The following is a 19,597-nucleotide window of genomic DNA, read 5'->3' as shown; positions in this document are numbered from 1 at the left end:
GGTTCAAACGAGGGGCTTCACATCGAGCCCGACGAGTACACGTTCCTCGTTCGACAGGTCGCCGATGATCTTGCGGATCGGCTCGGGGAACTTGCGCACCAGGGTGGGTACGGCCAGGATCTGGTCGCCCGCCGCCAGTTGCGGGTTGAGCAGCAGGTCCACGACTTCAATGCTGTAGCGCCCGGCCAGGTGCGTCTCGCACAGGCGCTTGAGGTTTTCCAGCGCGGCATTGGAGCGGGGGGTGGAGCCAGCCACGTAGAGCTTGAGCTGCCACTCGGGTTTGAGCGGCTCGGCGATGGGCCTTTCGCGCAGGGTGGAAGGGGTTGCCATATCGATCATCCTTTGGGCGATGCGGGTTGGGACGCTGCCTTGCCGCCGGTGGCGCGCTTGACCGCAATGCTGCGGGCGCGCTCCTGCGCGCCCAGGGCCTCCATGGTCTCGCGCTCGATAGCGAACTCCACCTCTCCGGCCCGCTCCAGCGCCTGCGCATTCAGCGCTGCGATCTGCGCATCCAGCGCCTTGCGGCGGTTGGCCAGGTCGCGCAGGCGGCGCTCGTGGTCGCGCCCGCGCAGGTCGTTGGCGGCCAGCACCTGCGCCTCGTGCGCTATGCGAGCGGTGCCGGTGAGCACCTGGTCGCCATAGAGGTACACGTCCACCAGGTCCACGCCCGTGTCGGAGAAGACGAATTCGCGCACCTGGTTGGAGTGCGGCATGCCGCGCGACTTGAGCACCTGCAGCGTGCGCGTGCGCTCGCCGTTGACGGCCACGTTGGCCAGCAACAGCCAGCTGTCCATGAGAGAAGACACGCCTACTTCCGACGTGGCCACCGGGAATGGCGCCGCATCGACCGTGAGGCTGGTGAGCAGCGCCGTCGTGCCCTCGGTCTTGAGGAAGTCGATGAGCCGCATCAGCGTGAGCTTGAGGCCCGAATCATCTTTCTGCGAGGTCAGGTTGCTGATGGGGTCCACCGCCACCACTTGCGGATGGAAGTCGCGCACCAGGTCGTACACATGGGCCAGGTGCTGCTCCAGCCCCTGCAGGGTGGGGCGGGTGGATTCGATCTTGAGTAGGCCCTTGTCCACCCAGCGGCGCAGGTGCAGGCCGATGGACTCCATGTTGCGCAGCAGCTGGCTCTCGGACTCTTCGTAGGTGAAGAGGATAGCCCTCTCCCCGCGCGCGCAGGCCGCATCGACGAAGCTGGCGGCCATGCTGCTCTTGCCCGTGCCGGGCGCGCCCGACACCAGCAGGCTGCTGCCACGGTAGATCCCCTGGCCACCTAGCATTTCATCGAGCCCGCCGATGCCGGTGGACATGCGCTCGCGCGAGGCTTGGTGGTTGAGCGCCAGCGAGGTGATGGGCAGCACCGAGATGCCGTGCCTGCCGATCAAAAACGGGTACTCGTTGGTGCCATGGGCCGAGCCGCGGTACTTCACCACGCGCAGGCGCCGGGTGGAGACCTGGTCTTCGATGCGGTGGTCCAGCAATATCACGCAGTCGGCCACGTACTCCTCCAGCCCATAGCGGGTGAAGGCGCTTTCGCCGCGCTCGGCGGTGATGATGGCGGTGACGCCCTTGTCCTTGAGCCAGCGGAACAGGCGGCGCAACTCGGCGCGCAGGATGGCGTGGTTGGGCACGCCCGCAAACAATGCCTCCACGGTGTCCAGCACCACGCGCTTGGCGCCGATCGAATCGATGGCGTAGCCCAGGCGGATGAACAGGCCCTCCAGGTCGTACTCGCCGGTTTCCTCGATCTCGCTGCGCTCCACGCGCACGAAGTCCAGGGCCAGCTTCTTTTGCTGCTGCAACTGGTCGAGGTCAAACCCCAGCGAGCGCATGTTCTCGACCAGCTCCTCGGTGGACTCCTCGAACATCATGAAGACGCCAGGCTCTGCATACTCCGTGGCGCCCTTGACGAGGAATTCCGCCGCCAGCATGGTCTTGCCACAGCCCGCTGCGCCGCACACCAGGGTAGGGCGGCCGGCGGGCAGTCCGCCCTCGGTGATCTCATCGAGACCGGCAATGCCGGTGGGCGACTTCGCAATGCCTGCGGACGTTTCAGCAGGAGCATTCTTCTTTTGTCTGGTAGCTGCCATCGGTGCGCGATCAAGGAGTAGATGGATGGAGTGGGCTGGAGTGGAAACCCTCCGGCACTGGACCTGCAATTTCCCTGCAGGCACAGGCCACGGCGAACGTGACGGGACGTAAACATCGTAGGAAATCCGCAGGCATGGCTCTGTAGGACGCGGCCGGATTGCGCTGCGCGGCGGGCCCTGACCCTTGCGCACATGCGGTTCAGGCCGCAGAATTTGCCAGGCCAGCTGCCGTGGCAGCCAGCGCTGATTTGCCATCCGCCCATCTCATCGGAGGTCACCATCGCCCACCCGCCCGGTCAGGACCAGCTGCAGAAAGTGCGCTGCTACACCCTCTTTTTCCCCGGAGGCCGTGTCTATGCGGGCGATACCGAAGGCCACCTGATCGCGTTGGCGCTCGTCACGCACCGGCAGGGCCGCTACAGCTATATGCTGGAGGGCAACGGAGTCGCGGACGGCGGGCTGCCCACTGCCCAGGCCTTGCTCGAAGCCGTTGCCAGCCAGCTCACGGCAGACTTTGTCGAAGCGCAGTTCCACCACTGCCCCGATCTGGCCCGGGCCGATGTCTTCGACCTGACGGCCGGGCCGCACCTGAACATACGCCTGCAGACCCCCTGACGCCCAGGCCGGGCATTTCGCCGGGGGGTGGATCGGCTGCTGTCCTACAAGGCCGTCCCGAGGCGGGTGTTACTTTCCAGAGCACCCTCTGAGAAGGAACCACGCCATGAGCGACGACCACAGCAAGACCGCCCAAGACCGCCATTTCATCAGCCTCGCCGAGCACTACGAAGTGCGCGACTGGACCAACAGCCTGGGCGTTACCGAGGCGCAGCTGCGCGAGGCCGTGGCGGCCGTCGGAAACTCGGCCGACAAGGTGCGCGAGTACCTGAGCCACGCCCGCTGAGGGGCATTGCGATGGCCCAGGACAAAGAGGACGCAGGCAAGGCACCCACTTCCACCCGCACCATGTGGAAGGGGGCCATCAGCTTTGGCCTGGTGCACATTCCCGTGGGGCTGTACTCGGCCACGGTAAGCTCGGGCATCGACTTCGACTGGCTGGACAAGCGCTCCATGGAGCCCGTGGGCTACAAGCGCGTGAACAAGGTCACGGGCAAGGAGATCGCCACGGCCGACATCGTCAAGGGCATCGAGTACGAGGACGGGCACTACGTGGTGCTCACGCCCGAAGAGATCGCGGCCGCCTACCCCAAGATCACGCAGACCATCGAAATCGAGACCTTTCTCGATGCCGACGAGATCCCCTTCGTCTACCTGGAGCGGCCCTACTACACGGCCCCGCTCAAGCGCGGCGAGAAGGTCTATGCGCTGCTGCGCGAGGCCCTGCGCCAAAGCAACAAGGTGGGCGTGGCCAAGGTGGTCATCCAGTCCAAGCAGCACCTGGCGGTGCTGATCCCCTGTGGGCGCGCGCTGGTGCTGAACCTGCTGCGCTGGGGTGGCGAGATCCGTTCGTTCGAGCAGCTGAACCTGCCTCCGCTCGATGCCAAGGCCGCCGGCATCAAGCCGGCCGAAATGGACATGGCGCTGCAACTTATCGAGGATATGACGCAGGCCTGGGATGCCGACAGCTTTCGCAACTCCTTCGCGCAGGAGATCCACAAGCTCGTGGAGACCAAGGTGGCTTCGGGCGAAACCGCTGCCGTGGTCAAGGTCGACAGTGGCAAGGAAAGCGCCCCCGCCGGCGCCGACGTGCTGGATCTGACCGCGCTGCTCAAGCGCAGCCTGGAGGGCAAGGGCGGCAAGACAGCTGCGGTACAGCCCAAAGCCAAGGGCAAGCCCGCATCGATCACGCCCTTGCCCGCGGCGAAGAAGTCTGCGGCGAAGAAGCTGCCTGCAAAAAAGGCCACCGCCGCCAAGGCCCCGGCGAAGAAGGCTCCCGCCAAGAAGACCCCGGCGCGCCGGGCGGCCTGAGGTATGGCGAAAGAGATGGCGAAAGCCCACCCCATGGCCGACTCCCTCGCCCTGTACAAGCAAAAGCGCAACTTTGCCATCACGCCCGAGCCGGCCGAGGGCGGGGCGCCGGGTGGGGAGGCGCTGCAGTACGTGATCCAGAAGCACTGGGCCAGCCGCCTGCACTACGACCTGCGCCTGGAGCTGGGCGGCAGCATGAAGAGCTGGGCCGTGCCCAAGGGCCCGAGCCTGGACCCGGCCGACAAGCGCATGGCCGTGCAGGTGGAAGACCACCCCATCTCGTACAACACGTTCGAGGGCCAGATACCCCCCAAGCAGTACGGCGCCGGCAAGGTCATCGTCTGGGATAGGGGCTACTGGGTGCCCGTGGGCGATGCCGCCGAGGGCTACCGCAAGGGCAAGCTCAAGTTCGAACTGCATGGCCACAAGCTCAAGGGCCATTGGACGCTGGTGCGCATGCACGGCAAGGGTGGCAAAAGCGATGAACGGCAGCCCCCGTGGCTGCTGATCAAGGAGCACGACGATTTCGAACGGCCGGCTGCCGGGTTCAGCGTGGTGGAGGAAATGCCCGACAGCGTGGTCTCGCTGGCGCCCGTGGCGCCGCCCCGGCCCGCAGGCATTGCCGCCGCCGTGGTGCAGGCCAAAGCCGCCAAACTGGCCAAGGTGCCGCTGCCCGACACCCTGGCACCGCAGCTGGCCACGCTGGTGGACAAGCCGCCGACCGACACCACGGACTGGCTTTGGGAGCTCAAGTTCGACGGCTACCGCCTGCTGGCCCGGGTGCACAAGCGCTCGGTGCGCCTGTTCACGCGCAACGGCAACGACTGGACGCACCGCATGCCCCAACTGGTCAAGGCCATCGGCGAGCTGCCGATGCAGTCGGGCTGGCTCGATGGCGAGGTGGTGGCCCTGGACGCCCATGGCACGCCCGACTTCCAGGCCCTGCAGAACGCCTTTGACGCCAGCGTGGCCAAGGACCTGGTGTACTACGCATTTGATCTACCCTATGCCGATGGGCACGACCTGCGTGGCCTGCCCGTGGTGGAGCGCCGCGAGATGCTGCGCGCCCTGGTGGCGCAGGGGGCCAACGACCGCGTGCGCTTCAGCGAAAGCTTCGAGGCCAAACCTTCCGACCTCGTGTCCTCGGCCTGCCACCTGGGCTTCGAGGGCGTGATCGGCAAGCGCAAGTCGGCGGCCTATGCCTCGCGGCGCAATGCCGACTGGATCAAGCTCAAGTGCAGCCACCGCCAGGAGTTCGTGGTCTGCGGCTACACCGACCCGCAGGGCTCGCGCACCGGCATCGGCTCGCTGCTGCTCGGCGTGCATGGCGACGATGGCGCGCTGCGCTACGCGGGCAATGTGGGCACGGGTTTCACCGAGCGCGCGCTGCAAGAGCTGCACACCAGGCTCACCACGCTGAGCACCGCCAAGAGCCCGTTCCCCGAGGGCACCGCCGTCGGCAGAAAGGCCCACTGGGTCAAGCCGCGCCTGATTGCCGAGGTGTCGTTTGCCGAATGGACCAAGGAAGGGCGCATCCGGCACTCCGTATTCCACGGCCTGCGCGCGGACAAGCCGGCCAAGGCCATCGTGCAGGAGAAGCCGCAGGCCATGGAAGCCATCGACAAAAAGAAGAAACCGGCCCGCAAGGCTGGTGTGGCCAAGGCATCCGAGGCACTGCCCGACTCGCTGCGCATCTCGCACCCCGACCGCGTGATCGATCCTTCCACCGGCATCACCAAGATCGAACTGGTGCGCTACTACGCCACCGTGGCCCCGCTGATGATGGAACACCTCAAGGGCCGTCCCGTCTCGCTGGTGCGCGCGCCCGATGGCGTGGGCGGCGAGCTGTTCTTCCAGAAGCACCTGGACAAGGGGGCCATGGACGGCGTCACGCTGCTCGACCCCGCGCTCGACGAAGGCCATGCGCCGCTGCTCGAAGTGGCCCGGCCCGAGGGCCTGCTGTCGGCCGCACAGATGAACGTGCTGGAGTTCCACACCTGGAACGCACGCAAGGACCGCATCGAGCGGCCCGACCGCATGACCTTCGACCTCGACCCGGGCGAGGGCGTGCCGTGGGACAACGTGCTGGAGGCCGCCCAACTGGTGCAGGTGATGCTGCAGGAGCTGCACCTGCCGGCCTTTCTCAAGACCAGCGGCGGCAAGGGCCTGCACGTGGTCGTGCCGCTCAAGCGGCTGCAGGGCTGGGACGCGGTCAAGGGCTTCTCGCAAGCCGTGGTGCAGCACCTGGCCGAGACCATCCCGCCGCGCTTTGTCGCCAAGAGCGGCCCGCGCAACCGGGTGGGCAAGATTTTCGTGGACTACCTGCGCAACGGGCGCGGGGCCACCACGGTGAGCGCCTGGTCTGCGCGCTCGCGCGAGGGCATGGGCATCTCGGTGCCGGTGGCCTGGTCCGAACTGGGCCAGCTCACTAGCGGCGCGCACTGGACGGTACGCACCGTGGGCGAGCGCCTGCGCCAGGGCAATGCCCCCTGGGACGGCTATGCGGCGGCGGCCGTGTCCCTGTCGGGGGCGATGCGCCTGCTGGCGTATGCGCCCAAGGATGCGGCCAGGAATTGACGGTACTTACACCAGTTTTTCATTAACCAAAGAAGAAGACGCAATGATCAAGATCGGCATCGTGGATGACCACAAAATTGTTCGTGCAGGCCTGCGCCAGTTCCTGGCCGACCATGTGGATCTGCGGGTGGAGGGCGAAGCCTCCAACGGGCGCGAGGCCATCGACCTCATCCGCGAGCATGACATCGACGTGCTGGTGATGGACCTGGCCATGCCCGGGCAGAGCGGGCTCGATGCCATGTCCATGCTGCGCGCCAAGGCGCCGGACATGGGCATCCTCATCCTCAGCGGCTACCCCGAGGAGCACTACGCCATCAACCTCATCCGCCAGGGGGCCAGCGGCTACCTCAACAAGGATTGCAAGCCCGCCGACATCGTCGAGGCGATCCGCGTCATCGCGCTGGGCAAGCGCTACCTCACGCCCACCGTGGCGGAGCTGCTGGCCCAGCAGCTCAACCGCCCAGGCGAGCGGCCTGCCCACGAACACCTGTCGGAGCGCGAGTTCCAGGTGTTCCTTAAGCTCGCCCAGGGCGCCAACGTCGGCGACATTGCCGAAGACCTGTCGCTGAGCGTGAAGACGGTGAGCACCTACCGCACCCGCCTGATGGAAAAGCTGCACCTCGACTCGAACAGCGACCTGACCTACTACGCGCTCAAGAACAATCTGATTCAGTGAGTGCGGCCTGCTCCCGGTGAACGTACGGCGCCGATGGGTGCCGTTCCATGCAGATGCTCTCTCTGTTTCTGGAGGTCCCCATGTTCCAGCCATTGCCGAGTGCCGCCCAGGCCGTGTCCTTCATCGGCGCGGGTCTGTACCCGTACCGGGGAGGCTGACCACGCCATGGACGAACAATGCATCGCCGCGCTGGTCGAATTGGGCAACTACCTCCAGAGCGAAGGCTACGCATTCACCACGGTGACGCCATTGACGCACCAGCGGGTGTTTCGCAACCGGGGTGACCTGCCCGCGCGCGACCTGCGGGATGCCTTTGGCTGGAACCTGCCGTTCCATGGCACGCTGCTGTCACCGCCGCTGTTGAAGGAACTGCATTCCGCGCAACTCATCACCGTGCTGGAGCATGGCCTGTACACAAGCGCGGTGCGTTACAGCAGCCTGGGCGATGACATTTATGCCCATTCTGGCTTTCCCACCGCAGCGGAAGACGCGGTCTTCTTTGGCCCTGATACCTACCGCTTCGCCGCCCTGATCGACTCGGAGCTGGCCGCAAACCCCCTCGGGTCGGCGAGCCGCGTGCTGGACATGGGCTGCGGCGGCGGCCCGGGCGGGATCGCGGCGGCGCGTGCCGCAGGGGACAGCGTCCATGAACTGGTGCTGGCAGACATCAATCCCAAGGCCTTGGCGCTGGCCCAGGCCAATGCCCGCCTTGCGCAGATGGCGTCCTGCACTTTCGTGCAGTCCGACCTGTACCAGGGAGTCGCGGGCGACTTCGATCTGATCGTCTCCAACCCTCCGTACCTGGTCGACGCAGAGCGGCGCACGTACCGGCATGGCGGCGGCGACTACGGCGAAGGGCTGTCGCAGCGCATCCTGGAGCAATCCATCGCCCACCTCAGGCCTGGCGGCCGCCTGATCCTCTACACCGGCAGCGCCGTGGTACAGGGGGTAGACCCGTTTTCCGAATGGGCCGCCAGCATTGCGGCGCGCACGGGCTGCGCGTTCACGCGCCGCGAGATCGACCCCGATGTCTTTGGCGAAGAACTCGACCGGCCGGAGTACGCAAGGGTGGACCGCATCGCCGCCATCGGGCTCGTGGTGCAAAGGCCGGCGGCGTGAGGATCCTGGGCATCGGTGGCAGCAACGACCTGGCTGCCATGTACGGCGGCATGCAGGCACGCGGCCACCAGGTGCGGGTGTTCGTGCGCGACCCGGCCAGCCACGGTGTGTTTGCCGGCATGCTCACGCGCACCCATGATTGGCAAAGGGAGCTGGGCTGGATCAGGGAGGCAGGGCCCGAGGGCCTGATCCTCTTCGAGACGGCGGACCAGGGCGCTCAGCAGGATGCGTTGCGCAGGGACGGCTTTCAGGTCATCGGCGGCAGCGCCCTGGGCGACCGGCTGGAGGCCGAGCGCGAGTATGGCCAGGCCGTGCTGCGCGAGGCGGGCCTCTGCACCGCGGCCAGCCACTCGTTCACCAGCTACCGTGAGGCCTCGGACTTCATCGCCTCGCGAAGGCAGCGCTATGTGCTCAAGTTCAACGGCGCCAACAGCCCGCGCACGCGCAACTACATCGCGCAGAAGGGCGACAGCAGCGACCTGGCCGCGCTGCTCCATTTCTACAGCGCGCACGAGGCACCTTTACCGTCCCCGGACTTCGTGCTCATGGAGTACATCGATGGCATCGAGATCGGTGTCGGCGGGTATTTCAACGGCATGGATTTCCTGGAAACCGCGTGCATCGACTTCGAGCACAAGCGCTTCTTCCCCGGAGAGCTTGGTGAGCTCACGGGCGAGATGGGCACAGTGGTCCGCTACGCCGGCAGCGGCAGGCTGCGAGACCAGGTGCTCAAGCCCCTGGCAGGCGTGCTGCGCGATGGCGGCTACTGCGGCTACGTCAACGTGAACCTGATGGCCAATGCTGACGGGCTGTGGCCGCTGGAGTTCACCAGCCGCTTCGGCTACCCCGGCTACGCCATCTGCGAGCGCCTGCACCGGGAGCCGTGGGAAACCATCTTCCAGAAGATGCTGCACCGGTCGGCCACCCATTTCGAGACGGTGCCGGATTTTGCGGTGGGCATCGTATTGACGGTGCCGCCGTTCCCCTACACCCAGGGATACGAGGAAATCTCCAAGGGCATTCCCGTGATCCTGGACGAGGGCCTGTCGATGGCAGAACGCGCGGCCATCGCCTTTGCCGAGGTGGAGCTGCGCCAGGGCGCGCTCATCACCAGTGGCACCAGCGGCTATGTGGGCGTGGCCACCGGCTGCGCGCCCACCGTGGAGGCGGCCCGCGCCAGCGCGCTGGCGTTGGCGCGCAAGGTCTACGTGCCCAACCTGCGCTACCGCGAAGACATCGGTGTGCGGGTGTCGCACGAGGCCCTTGGCAACCTGCACCGGTGGGGCTATTTGTAGGCACCAGAGGCCGGCCGTAGGAGGCCGCCCACGCGGATCGGAGCGCTGGCCCGATGGTGGCGGAGGCGGGGATGGCCCACCCTTGTGGGCATACCTACCCATAACACGCCATGTACCTCCATCTGCAGGAACGCCTCCGTTCCGAACCGACCATCGCCCCTCTCGCCCCCATGGCATCCGCCCCGGCTGCGCTCCATGCGCCTCTCTATGACCGTCTGGCCAACCACATTCCGACGCTGCCGGAGCGTGAAGCAGCAGCCGATTTTCTGCGCCGCACCCTGCAGGACGTGGCTGCGCACGCGGACGATCTCCCTGAGAACCCCGCCGACCTGACGGCCTGGATGGAGGCCAATATCCAGAAGGTGCACCGCCAGTACCAGGTCTATCTGGACGAGCGCAAGGCCGGCGCGCCGCGCCGCTATTTCACGAACCGCGCGCATGCCCTGTACTTTCTGCGCAATGTGGCGCCCACCAAGCTGGTCGATGGCTTCTGGCTGTATGGTCTGTGCGCACATGCCGACAACTCCCGCCTGTCCGACTTGGTCACCACCTATGTGGAAGAACTGGGGGATGGCCTGGCCGACAAGAACCATGTGAAGCTCTACCGCGCTCTGCTGGCCAACTACGGGCTCGACCCGGTCGACGACCTGCCCGACGCGCTGTACCAGCAAGGGCTGGTGCAGGTGGCGCTGGGCTGGAATGCACAGGAGTTTTTGCCCGAGATTGTGGGCTTCAACCTGGGATATGAGCAGTTGCCCCTGCACCTGCTCATCACCTCCTTCGAGCTCAACGAATTGGGCATCGACCCCTACTACTTCACTCTGCACGTCACGGTCGACAATGCCGACACCGGGCATGCCAAGCGCGCCTGTGTGGCGGCGCTGGAGGCCGCGCCGCGCATCGACGATGGTGGGGACTACTGGCGCCGGGTGCGTGCCGGCGCCAAGCTGGGCAACGTGGGCGTCAGCACACTGGACGTGATCAGCGGTTTCGACATCGACAGCGAGGTGGTCGCCATCCTGGCGCGCAAGGCGCCGTCGGGACATGGCGCGCACTCCGACTTCTGCAAGGTGGCGGGTCGCAGTGTGAACGACTGGCTCTCCAGTGCCGACGACCTGCCGCAGTTTCTGGCCGCACTGGAGCAAGCCGGCTGGATCAAGCGCAACCAACCGGTGACCGACAGCCGCTTCTGGCACCTGCTGCAAGGTGAGCGTGCAGAGATGTTCGGCGTTTTCTCGCCCTACGAACTGCAGGTGATCCACGACTGGATCCGCGGCCCGGCCAGTGGCGACGGGGCACCCTTCGAGACAGGCGCCACGCCCGGTACGGGCAAGCGGCAGATGAGCTTTCGCGTGGCCGAGCGGCTCAAGGCCGCCAAGGGTGGGCGGTCCGAGCCCGCTGCGGCGGGGCTGGACACGGACCTGGAAATTTTCGAGCAGCGCTACCCCACGCTCGGCACGGCCGAAAAGCGCGACTTGCTGGTTCAGGCCATGTCGCCGGCCCTGCACTGGACGCCAGTGGGCCTGCTGGCCACCAGGATGTTCCTCAACCGTTCATGAGTGGAAGGTCGCAGGTGCAGGGGTGACCTGCGCCTGATCAGTCCAGCCGGACGGGGGCCTTGTGGAGGTACCTGGGCAGTATCTTCGCGGCCTGCCTGAACAGGTCGAATTCCTGGTCGGCCATGGACAGGGGTTCGGTGTCGAAGTGGCAGATGGTGCCAAAGAGCTCGCCAAAGTTGTCCGTGATGGGCAGGCCATGGTAGGAGCCGATGGCGCCCTGGTACTTGTGGCCGTCCAGGCGCGAATCCTGCGCCGTTCCCACGGTTCTGAACAGGCCTTCGCGCAGCACGAACTGGCAAAAACTGTCCTGCAGCGGCACGGCCTCAAGAAACTCGGGCACCACCTCGGCCTGTTTGTCGAACACGTACAGGTTGTGCAGCACGCCCTTGTCGAGCCGATAGACTGCGGAGTACCGGTGGGGAACCCTGGCGTTGAGAAACTGCAGGCCTGCGGGACCTTCGGTGTTCAGCACGGTCTCGTACTCGCGGACCGGATCGTTCTCGACATGCGAAGCCATAGGGGGCGCCTGGTGGGGTAATCGCCCAGTGTACCGGCAAGCGCGAGACTTCGGTGGACAAAGTCCATCGCCATCCTTGCTTGAGACGTAGCCGGGAGCGTTGGTCACCTCCTGCAAGCGTAAGACTGCTCCGACCCCAGGTGGGGGCGAAATGGTTCATCGCACGGTGGCAGATGGCCCCACCATGGGGGCCAGACCCATCGGAGCCGCCATGTCACCGTCTTCCTCGTTCATTCGCCGTCCTTCCTGCGCCCTGCTTGCGCTGGAGCCCGTGCGCGCCGCATTGGAGTTTGCGGGCCATACGGTGATGAGGGAAGCCTCCATGCCCAAGGGCGATCAACATGCCGTCGTGGTGTTCCCCGGCCTGGCCACCAACGCGACCGTCATGCGTCCGCTGCAATCCTTCTGCGAGCGCCTGGGCTATCGCTGCTTCGATTGGGGGCAGGGGCTAAATACCGGCCCCAAGGGCGAGGTCGATGCCTGGCTCGACACCCTGGCGCAGGACGTGCAGGCGCGGACCGCAGACCATGCCGCTCCGATCAGCCTGGTCGGCTGGAGCCTGGGCGGCATCTACGCACGCGAAGTGGCCAAGCGGCTGCGCCCGCGCGTGCGTCAGGTGATCACCATCGGCACGCCGGTTGCGGGCGCCGCCAAACACACCAACGTCGGTCTGGTGTACCGGCTGCTCAACGGCAGCATGCCACCCGACGACCCGGCGTTGCTGGACAGGCTGCACACGGCCCCGCCGGTGCCCACCACGTCGATCTACAGCAGGAGCGATGGCGTCGTCGCCTGGCAGGCGTGCAGGGACATGAAGCGCGGCGGGCGCTCAGAATCCATCGAAATCGAGGGCAGCCATTGCGGGATGCCCTGGAACCCGGCCGTGCTGAAGGTGCTGGCGGACCGCCTGGCCCAACCCTTGCATGCATGGCGCCCCTACGCATCCGGCCGCGCCCACACGCAAAGGCCCCGCGCGTCCGTGGCCCCATGCTGACGACCGCAGGGATGATCGAAGGCGCCCAGGCTTGCCTTGGCCGCCATGGCGCTGCGCCCCTGCTGATCGGCACTGCCGGCTGGGGATTGCCGCGTGCCAGCCAGCACCGCTTTGCCAAGGCAGACCCCACCGGCACGCACCTCGCGCGCTATGCGCAGCACCTGCCAGCCGTCGAGATCAACTCGTCGTTCTACCGGCCGCACCAGCGCTCCACGTACGAAGGCTGGGCGGCGGCCACGCCACCGGCCTTCCGCTTTTGCGCCAAGCTGCCGCGCAGCATCACCCACACGGCGCGGCTGAAGGACACCGAGCCCTTGCTCCAGGCCTTTGTGCACCAGGTGCAGGGCCTGGGTGCCCGCCTGGGCTGCCTGCTGGTCCAACTGCCGCCCAGCCTGTCGTGCGACATGGCGGTGGCCGACGGTTTCTTTGGCAGCCTGCGGCGCCTGCATGCCGAGGGCGGCATCGCTGTCGAGCCGCGCCATGCCAGCTGGTTCACGCCCGAGGGAGATGCTCTGCTGGCCCACTGGAGGGCCGCGCGTGTGCTGGCCGACCCGGTGCTGCACGAGCACGGGCGGGCGCCCGGTGGCTGGCCCGGGCTGGTCTATTGCCGTCTGCACGGCTCGCCCCGCGTGTATTACTCGGCCTACGACGCCGCACTGATCAAAGTCCTCGCGCAGCGGCTGCAGACAGCAGCGCGTGAGGCGGGCAGCGTTTGGTGCATCTTCGACAACACGGCCCGCGGCGCCGCGACGGACAACGCACTTGATCTGCACGGGGAGGTGGGGGGCTGAATCCAGTTTGCCTTGCGAGGGACAGCGGAACTAGATCATTTGGGTTATGGATTTCGATAGCCGCTTCATTCACCATCCATGCGTCGCCGCCGATCTGGGGCTGATCCGGCAGGCACGCATTGACAACGTATGGGGATGGCCGCTCTTTGGCGGAAAAAAGAGGAATGAAGATGGGATTTTTCACTCGGTTGCTCAGGGTCCGTGAGCGAGTCCGATCCAACCCTGAAGCAGCATGGGACCCGGATGACAACGCCAGCGAACTCGTCCTGGACGACGAGGTTGCCGACCACTTCGCTCTGGAGATGGACATCGACGCATACATCGCCATCCACGAGCGCTGGCGCGCCCGGCTGGAGGACATGGTCCACTGCCGCACGTCCGAGGTCATGCGCCCGGAGCTGATCTGCCAGGACCATCGGTGTGACCTGGGCCGCTGGCTGTTTGGAACCGGGCACGCGCGTTACGGGCAGCACACGGTTTTTGCCATGCTGGTGGCAAGGCACCAATACTTTCATCAGCAGGCAGCTGCGGTGGTCACCTTGTTCCAGGCAGGTGACCGGCAGCAGGCCCTCAGGGTGCTGGGCAGCAGTTGCCGCCATGCTTCCAACCAGGTGGTGCTGTTGTTGAAGGAACTCAAAGGTGCCGCCGTGCGCTGAGCCATGAACTTCGGGACGAAGGGGGCAGGGCGCAGATGCTGAACGGGCAGCACCGCAAGAGGGCAGGGCGGTCCCCGTTAGGATGGTTGCCCCGATACCCCGATTTCCCGATTTCCCGACCTCGCGCCTTCGCCCCGATGCCTCCTGCCTACCCTGATCCAGCTTCTACATCCCCGTCGCACGGCATGGTCCGCGTGCGCGGCGCCCGCGAGCACAACCTGAAAGATGTGGACGTGGACATACCGCGCGACGCGCTGGTGGTGTTCACCGGCGTTTCGGGCTCGGGCAAGTCGTCCCTGGCCTTCGGCACATTGTTCGCCGAGGCCCAGCGGCGCTACCTGGAATCGGTGGCGCCCTATGCGCGGCGCCTCATCGTGCAGGCCGGCGTGCCGCAGGTGGACAGCATCGACGGCCTGCCACCCGCCGTGGCCTTGCAGCAGCAGCGCGGCACGCCCAGCACGCGCTCGTCGGTGGGCAGCGTCACGGCGATATCGAGCCCGCTGCGCATGCTGTATTCGCGCGCCGGCCGCTACCCCGATGGGCAGGCCATGCTCTACGCCGAGGATTTTTCGCCCAACACCCCGCAGGGCGCCTGCCCGCACTGCCATGGCCAGGGCCGGGTGTACGAAGTGACGGAGCAATCGATGGTGCCCGACGATTCGCTGACCATCCGCGAGCGCGCGGTGGCCGCCTGGCCCCTGGCCTGGCAGGGGCAGAACCTGCGCGACATCCTCACCACCCTGGGCCACGACGTGGACGTGCCCTGGCGCAAGCTGCCCAAGAAGCTGCGCGACTGGATTCTCTTCACCGATGAGCAGCCCACCGTGCCGGTGTACGCGGGTTTCAGCATCGACGAGGTGAAAGATGCGATGAAACGCAAGCTCACCCCGAGCTACATGGGCACCTTCACCGGCGCGCGCCGCCATGTGCTGCACACCTTTGCCCACAGCCAGAGCGCGCTCATGAAAAAGCGCGTGGCCCAGTACATGGTGGGCACGCTGTGCCCGGTGTGCCAGGGCAAGCGGCTCAAGAGCGAGGCGCTGTCGGTCACCTTTGCCGGGCGCGACATCGGCAGCCTGTCGCAACTGCCGCTCACCGCGCTGGCCGAATTGCTGCGGCCTGCGGCCGAAGGGCGGCTGGGGGAGGGCGACCCCACGCCCGATGCGCCCGCAGGCCGCACCCGGAGCAAGCGCCCTGCGGCCCACGCCGCCGCGCCCGATGTGCACCGCACGCACTGGCTGTCCGAAGAAAAGGTGATTGCCGCCCAGCGCCTGGCCAGCGACCTGCGCAAGCGCGTGCTGGCCCTGATCGACCTGGGCCTGGGCTACCTGTCGCTTGACCGCAGCACGCCCACGCTCTCGCCGGGCGAGCTGCAGCGCCTGCGCCTGGCCTCGCAGCTCTCGTCGCAGCTGTTCGGCGTGGTCTATGTGCTCGACGAGCCCTCGGCCGGCCTGCACCCCGCCGATGGCGAGGCGCTGCTGTCGGCGCTGCAGGGCCTGAAGGCCGCGGGCAACTCGATCTTCGTGGTGGAGCACGACGTGGCCACCATGCGCCGCGCCGACTGGCTGGTGGACGTAGGGCCGGCTGCGGGCGAGCATGGCGGCGAGGTGCTCTACAGCGGCCCGCCGGCCGGCCTGGCCCAGGTGAAACGGTCGCAGACGCGGCATTACCTGTTCGGCGATGCAGCCCGTGCCGTGGTGCAGCGCACTCCGCGCCAGGCCCAGGGCTGGCTGCGGCTCGAAGGCATCACGCGCAACAACCTCCACGGACTCGATGCCGCCTTTCCCCTGGCGTGCATGACAGCGGTGACCGGTGTCTCGGGCTCGGGCAAGTCCAGCCTGGTGAGCCAGGCCCTGCTGGAGCTGGTGTCGGCGCACCTGGGCCGCCCGGTGCTGGCCGACGAGGAGGACACGGCCGGCGCGATGCCCGACGATGGCGAGGCCCCGGCGGGCGACGCCGCGCTGCTGGCCACCCCGGTGGCCGGGCGCATCGCGGCCGGTAGCGAGCACATCCGGCGCCTGGTGCAGGTGGACCAGAAACCCATCGGCCGCACGCCGCGCTCCAACCTGGCCACCTACACGGGCTTGTTCGAAGGGGTGCGCAAGCTCTTTGCCGCCACGCCGGCCGCGCGCAAGCGGCGCTACGACGCGGGGCGCTTTTCATTCAACGTGGCCAAGGGCCGCTGCGCCACCTGCGAGGGTGAGGGCTTCGTGAGCGTGGAGCTGCTCTTCATGCCCAGCGTGTACGCGCCATGCCCCACCTGCCACGGCGCGCGCTACAACGCGGCCACGCTGGAGATAGAGTGGAACGGCCTGTCGATTGCCGACGTGCTGGGCCTCACGGTGGATGCCGCCTGCGACGCCTTTGCCGGCGAACCCCAGGTGCTGCGCCCCCTGGCGGTGCTGCGCGATATCGGCCTCGGTTAACTGCGCCTGGGCCAGCCCGCAACCGAGCTGAGCGGCGGTGAAGCCCAGCGCATCAAGCTGGCCACCGAGCTGCAGCGGCCCACTCAGCGCGGCGGCACACTCTACGTATTGGACGAGCCCACCACCGGCCTGCACCCGGCCGACGTCGACCGCCTGCTCGCCCAGCTCGATGGCCTGGTGGCCGCAGGCAACACGGTGGTGGTGGTCGAGCACGAGATGCGCGTGGTGGCGGCCTGCGACTGGGTGATCGACATCGGGCCCGGCGCGGGCGAGGAGGGCGGCCGCATCGTGGCGCAGGGCAGCCCTGCCACCGTGGCGGCGGCAAAGGGCAGCCGCACGGCGCCCTATCTGGCCCAGGCCCTCGGCGTGGGTTGAGCATGGGCGGGCAGTGTCGCGTGCGTGCCACGCTCCTGCCACGCCCCCGCAAGTTGGCGGCACCTGCGCGCCAAGGCAGGCAATTCTGCGCAAATTCGTTGATACTTTGAGGTGGCCGCCGGCTTGCGCGTGCCTGGCCCCGAACAATAACTGGCAGCCAATCCTGGCAACAACGACATGGGAACCACCGGTGGCGCGTGAAGACAACCAGTCCAGAGCCCGGGCCTCGGTGAAGTGGCTTCGGCTGCTGGTCCTGCTGAGCGTGGCCGTGCCCCTGTTCATCTACCTGGTGTTCGGGGCCGTGGGCTACGTGGATGCGCGCGAGGAGGCCGAGCTGCGCGTGAGCCGCTCGCTCAGGGTGGCGCATGAGCATGCCTCCAAGGTCATGGCCGCGTCCGAGGCGTTGCAGGACCGGGTCCTGGCCATGGTCAGCGGCAGGAGCCCGCAGGAGCTGCGCATCCATGCCACCGACCTGCATGCGGCCTTGCTCGCCCGGGTCAAGGACCAGCCGCAGATCCAGTCCATCTGGATCATCGATGCTGAGGGCAAGCCCATCGCCAGCAGCCGGTTTGCGCAGGTACCGGTGTTCGAGGTGTCTGACCGCGACTACTTCCAGTTCCACCGCCTGCAGCCGCCGGGCCAGCGCTATGTCTCTGCCCCGATGGTCACCCGGACCACGCAGGAGAAGATCGTCGACATCAGCATCGGCTACGAGGATCACAATGGCCAGTTCGGGGGTGTCGTCAACGTCAGCCTGCTCGCCGGGTATTTCCAGGACTTCTACAGCGACCTGGTGGCTGACGAGCCAGGCCTGGCGGTGAACCTGTTCCGCGAGGACGGCGCCATCTACACGCGCTGGCCCCTTGTCGCCAATGCACCCGACCGGCTGGCACCCAGCAGCCCGGTGATGGAACGCCTGCTCAGGGGCGAAGTGGCTGCCCAGATGCGCGGCATTTCGTCGGTGGACCGGCAGGACCGGATCATCGCCTACCGCAAGGTGGGCAGCTACCCCCTGTTTGTGGGCACGGGCATGAACCTGACCGCGCTGCGCGACCAGGTGCTGCGCCAACTGGGCGCCTTGTTCGCCCTGGGCGCGCTGCCCGTGGCCGCGCTGTTCATTGCGGCCCGCATGGCACTGCGCAATGCCCGCACCGCGCTCTCGACCATGGAAAGCCTGGAAAAGGAGATCGTCACCCGCCGCCGTGCCGAAGAGGCCTTGCTGCAGGCGCAAAAGCTCGAAGCCCTGGGCCGGCTCACGGGCGGCGTGGCGCATGATTTCAACAACGCGCTGATGGTCATCAGCAACAACCTGCACCTGCTCAAGCGCACGGTACCCGACGCGGGTACGCGCCAGCTCGACTCCATCGCCCGGGCCGTCAAGTCGGCCACCAACCTCACGCGCCAGCTGCTGGCCTTCTCGCGCCGCCAGCCTCTGGTGGCCGAGCATGTGGTGCTACAGGACAAGCTGCCTCCGATCAAGGACCTGATCACCCCCGTGTTGGGCAGCCAGGTCCAGCTGGATGTGCAGGTGGACCCCGCCACCGCCCCGGTGGTGCTGGACCTGGCGGAGCTGGAGCTGGCGCTGCTCAACCTCTCCATCAACGCGCGGGATGCCATGCCCCAGGGGGGCAGCCTGCTGATCAGCGCGCGCGATGCCACCGAGAGTGAGGCCGGCCCTGGTACCCCCGCCATGGTCCTCATCGAGGTGGTCGACACGGGCAGCGGCATCCCGCCGGAGCTGCTCAGCAAGGTGTTCGAGCCCTTCTTCACCACCAAGCCCGTGGGCGAGGGCACAGGCCTGGGGCTCAGCCAGGTGTATGGCATGTGCCAGCGCATGGGCGGGCGGGCCGATATTGCCAGCGAGGAGGGGGTCGGCACCCGCATTCGCCTGTACTTCCCGAGCACGGTGCCGCAGGCGGCAAGCGAGGATGCGGGCCCTGCTCCGTCGCTGGCCCCGCTGGGCAAGACCCTGCTGGTGGTGGAAGACAACGACGAGGTGGCCGCCTCCCTGGTGCCCATCCTCGAATCGCTGGGCTGCCGCGTGACGCGGGTGGACCGCGCAGCCAAGGCCCGTGCGCTGCTGGAGCAGGGCGAACGGCCCGATCTGGTGCTGTCGGACGTGGTGATGCCCGGCGAGATCGACGGCGTGGCCCTTGCCACGCACATCCGTGGCACATGGCCTGCGCAGAAGCTGCTTTTGATGACCGGCTACGCCGAGCAGCTCGACCACATCCACCACCTGGGCTTCGAGGTCCTGCCCAAGCCCTGCACGCCGCAGATGCTGCATGCGGCGATAGCGCGCATCACCCAGTAGGCGGTGTCATACGATTTGCATCCAGTCGGAGAACTGGGCGGGGAGCCGCAGACAGTGCGTTGTTGCCGGGCGCAGCGAGAACATGCTGCTGCGGTAGTAGGCCGCGAGGCACAGGCCACGGTGCAGCTGATCAAGGCCAACCACATCCGGCTCGATGGAGCATTGTCGGCATTGGCTGACATGCTGCTGTGCAGCAATTTTCGACAATGGCGGCTCTACTGTTTGCGGAGCCGCCCATGCCCGATACCCGAAAGCCCAGGCGCCATGCCTTGCTGACGC

15 protein-coding genes and 1 pseudogene are annotated in these 19,597 nt (G+C 67.0%); 13 read left to right on the top strand and 3 right to left on the bottom strand.

Features of this window, described 5'->3' with window-relative positions:
• Positions 1-3 precede the first annotated feature (3 nt).
• Together QYL93_RS23985 and kaiC are read right to left on the bottom strand one after the other, a co-directional pair.
• Positions 4-330: a circadian clock KaiB family protein gene (locus QYL93_RS23985; RefSeq protein ID WP_305746008.1), complete on the bottom strand. Its 327-nt coding sequence runs from the start codon at positions 328-330 to the stop codon at positions 4-6.
• A gap of 5 nt (positions 331-335) precedes the next feature.
• Positions 336-2,093 (bottom strand): circadian clock protein KaiC, encoded by a 1,758-nt coding sequence (gene kaiC, locus QYL93_RS23980; RefSeq protein ID WP_305746007.1) that lies wholly within the window; start codon positions 2,091-2,093, stop codon positions 336-338.
• Positions 2,094-2,408: 315 nt separating this feature from the next.
• Here kaiC and QYL93_RS23975 point away from each other — a divergent pair, with 315 nt between their 5' ends.
• The 8 genes from QYL93_RS23975 to QYL93_RS23940 all read left to right on the top strand — a co-directional run bounded on the left by QYL93_RS23975 (position 2,409) and on the right by QYL93_RS23940 (position 11,245).
• Positions 2,409-2,708 (top strand): hypothetical protein, encoded by a 300-nt coding sequence (locus QYL93_RS23975; protein ID WP_305746006.1) that lies wholly within the window; start codon positions 2,409-2,411, stop codon positions 2,706-2,708.
• 106 nt (positions 2,709-2,814) lie between these two features.
• Positions 2,815-2,994, top strand: coding sequence for a DUF3606 domain-containing protein (locus tag QYL93_RS23970; RefSeq protein ID WP_179680100.1), 180 nt, complete (start codon positions 2,815-2,817; stop codon positions 2,992-2,994).
• An 11-nt stretch (positions 2,995-3,005) separates the two neighbouring features.
• Positions 3,006-4,019 carry a Ku protein gene (locus QYL93_RS23965; RefSeq protein WP_305746005.1) on the top strand — a complete coding sequence of 338 codons (1,014 nt, stop codon included), beginning with the start codon at positions 3,006-3,008 and terminating at the stop codon, positions 4,017-4,019.
• 33 nt (positions 4,020-4,052) lie between these two features.
• Positions 4,053-6,596, top strand: coding sequence for a DNA ligase D (ligD, locus tag QYL93_RS23960; RefSeq protein WP_305746004.1), 2,544 nt, complete (start codon positions 4,053-4,055; stop codon positions 6,594-6,596).
• A 43-nt stretch (positions 6,597-6,639) separates the two neighbouring features.
• Entirely contained in the window at positions 6,640-7,272 is a 633-nt protein-coding gene (locus tag QYL93_RS23955) for a response regulator transcription factor (RefSeq protein ID WP_305746003.1), read from the top strand.
• A gap of 165 nt (positions 7,273-7,437) precedes the next feature.
• A complete protein-coding gene (locus QYL93_RS23950) occupies positions 7,438-8,391 on the top strand; it encodes a class I SAM-dependent methyltransferase (protein ID WP_305746002.1) in 954 nt (317 codons plus the stop codon).
• Positions 8,388-9,686, top strand: a complete 1,299-nt coding sequence (locus tag QYL93_RS23945; protein WP_305746001.1) for a phosphoribosylamine--glycine ligase — start codon at positions 8,388-8,390, stop codon at positions 9,684-9,686. Before QYL93_RS23950 ends, QYL93_RS23945 begins: the two co-directional genes overlap by 4 nt.
• 170 nt (positions 9,687-9,856) lie before the next feature.
• Positions 9,857-11,245, top strand: a complete 1,389-nt coding sequence (locus QYL93_RS23940) for an iron-containing redox enzyme family protein (protein WP_305746000.1) — start codon at positions 9,857-9,859, stop codon at positions 11,243-11,245.
• Positions 11,246-11,282: 37 nt separating this feature from the next.
• On the opposite strand, the gene QYL93_RS23935 is transcribed toward QYL93_RS23940, so the two are convergent.
• Positions 11,283-11,762, bottom strand: a complete 480-nt coding sequence (locus tag QYL93_RS23935) for a guanylate cyclase (protein WP_305745999.1) — start codon at positions 11,760-11,762, stop codon at positions 11,283-11,285.
• 211 nt (positions 11,763-11,973) lie between these two features.
• Between QYL93_RS23935 and QYL93_RS23930 the strand changes: the two genes are divergently transcribed.
• From QYL93_RS23930 to QYL93_RS23910, 5 genes and pseudogenes are all read left to right on the top strand, one after another.
• Positions 11,974-12,756: a triacylglycerol lipase gene (locus QYL93_RS23930; protein ID WP_305745998.1), complete on the top strand. Its 783-nt coding sequence runs from the start codon at positions 11,974-11,976 to the stop codon at positions 12,754-12,756.
• On the top strand, positions 12,750-13,547 hold the full coding sequence (locus tag QYL93_RS23925; protein ID WP_305745997.1) for a DUF72 domain-containing protein: 798 nt from the start codon (positions 12,750-12,752) through the stop codon (positions 13,545-13,547). Before QYL93_RS23930 ends, QYL93_RS23925 begins: the two co-directional genes overlap by 7 nt.
• A gap of 170 nt (positions 13,548-13,717) precedes the next feature.
• Positions 13,718-14,203: a CZB domain-containing protein gene (locus QYL93_RS23920; RefSeq protein WP_305745996.1), complete on the top strand. Its 486-nt coding sequence runs from the start codon at positions 13,718-13,720 to the stop codon at positions 14,201-14,203.
• Between the two features lie 137 nt (positions 14,204-14,340).
• Positions 14,341-17,004: pseudogene (locus QYL93_RS23915) on the top strand (excinuclease ABC subunit A).
• A gap of 190 nt (positions 17,005-17,194) precedes the next feature.
• Entirely contained in the window at positions 17,195-19,318 is a 2,124-nt protein-coding gene (locus QYL93_RS23910; RefSeq protein WP_305745995.1) for a hybrid sensor histidine kinase/response regulator, read from the top strand.
• Positions 19,319-19,597: the final 279 nt, after the last annotated feature.

The organism is Acidovorax sp. A1169 (genome assembly GCF_030704685.1).
In the GTDB taxonomy this organism is placed as follows: domain Bacteria; phylum Pseudomonadota; class Gammaproteobacteria; order Burkholderiales; family Burkholderiaceae_C; genus Acidovorax.
Note: the sequence above shows the minus strand (reverse complement) of the source record. Positions and strands in the feature narration are given on the sequence as shown.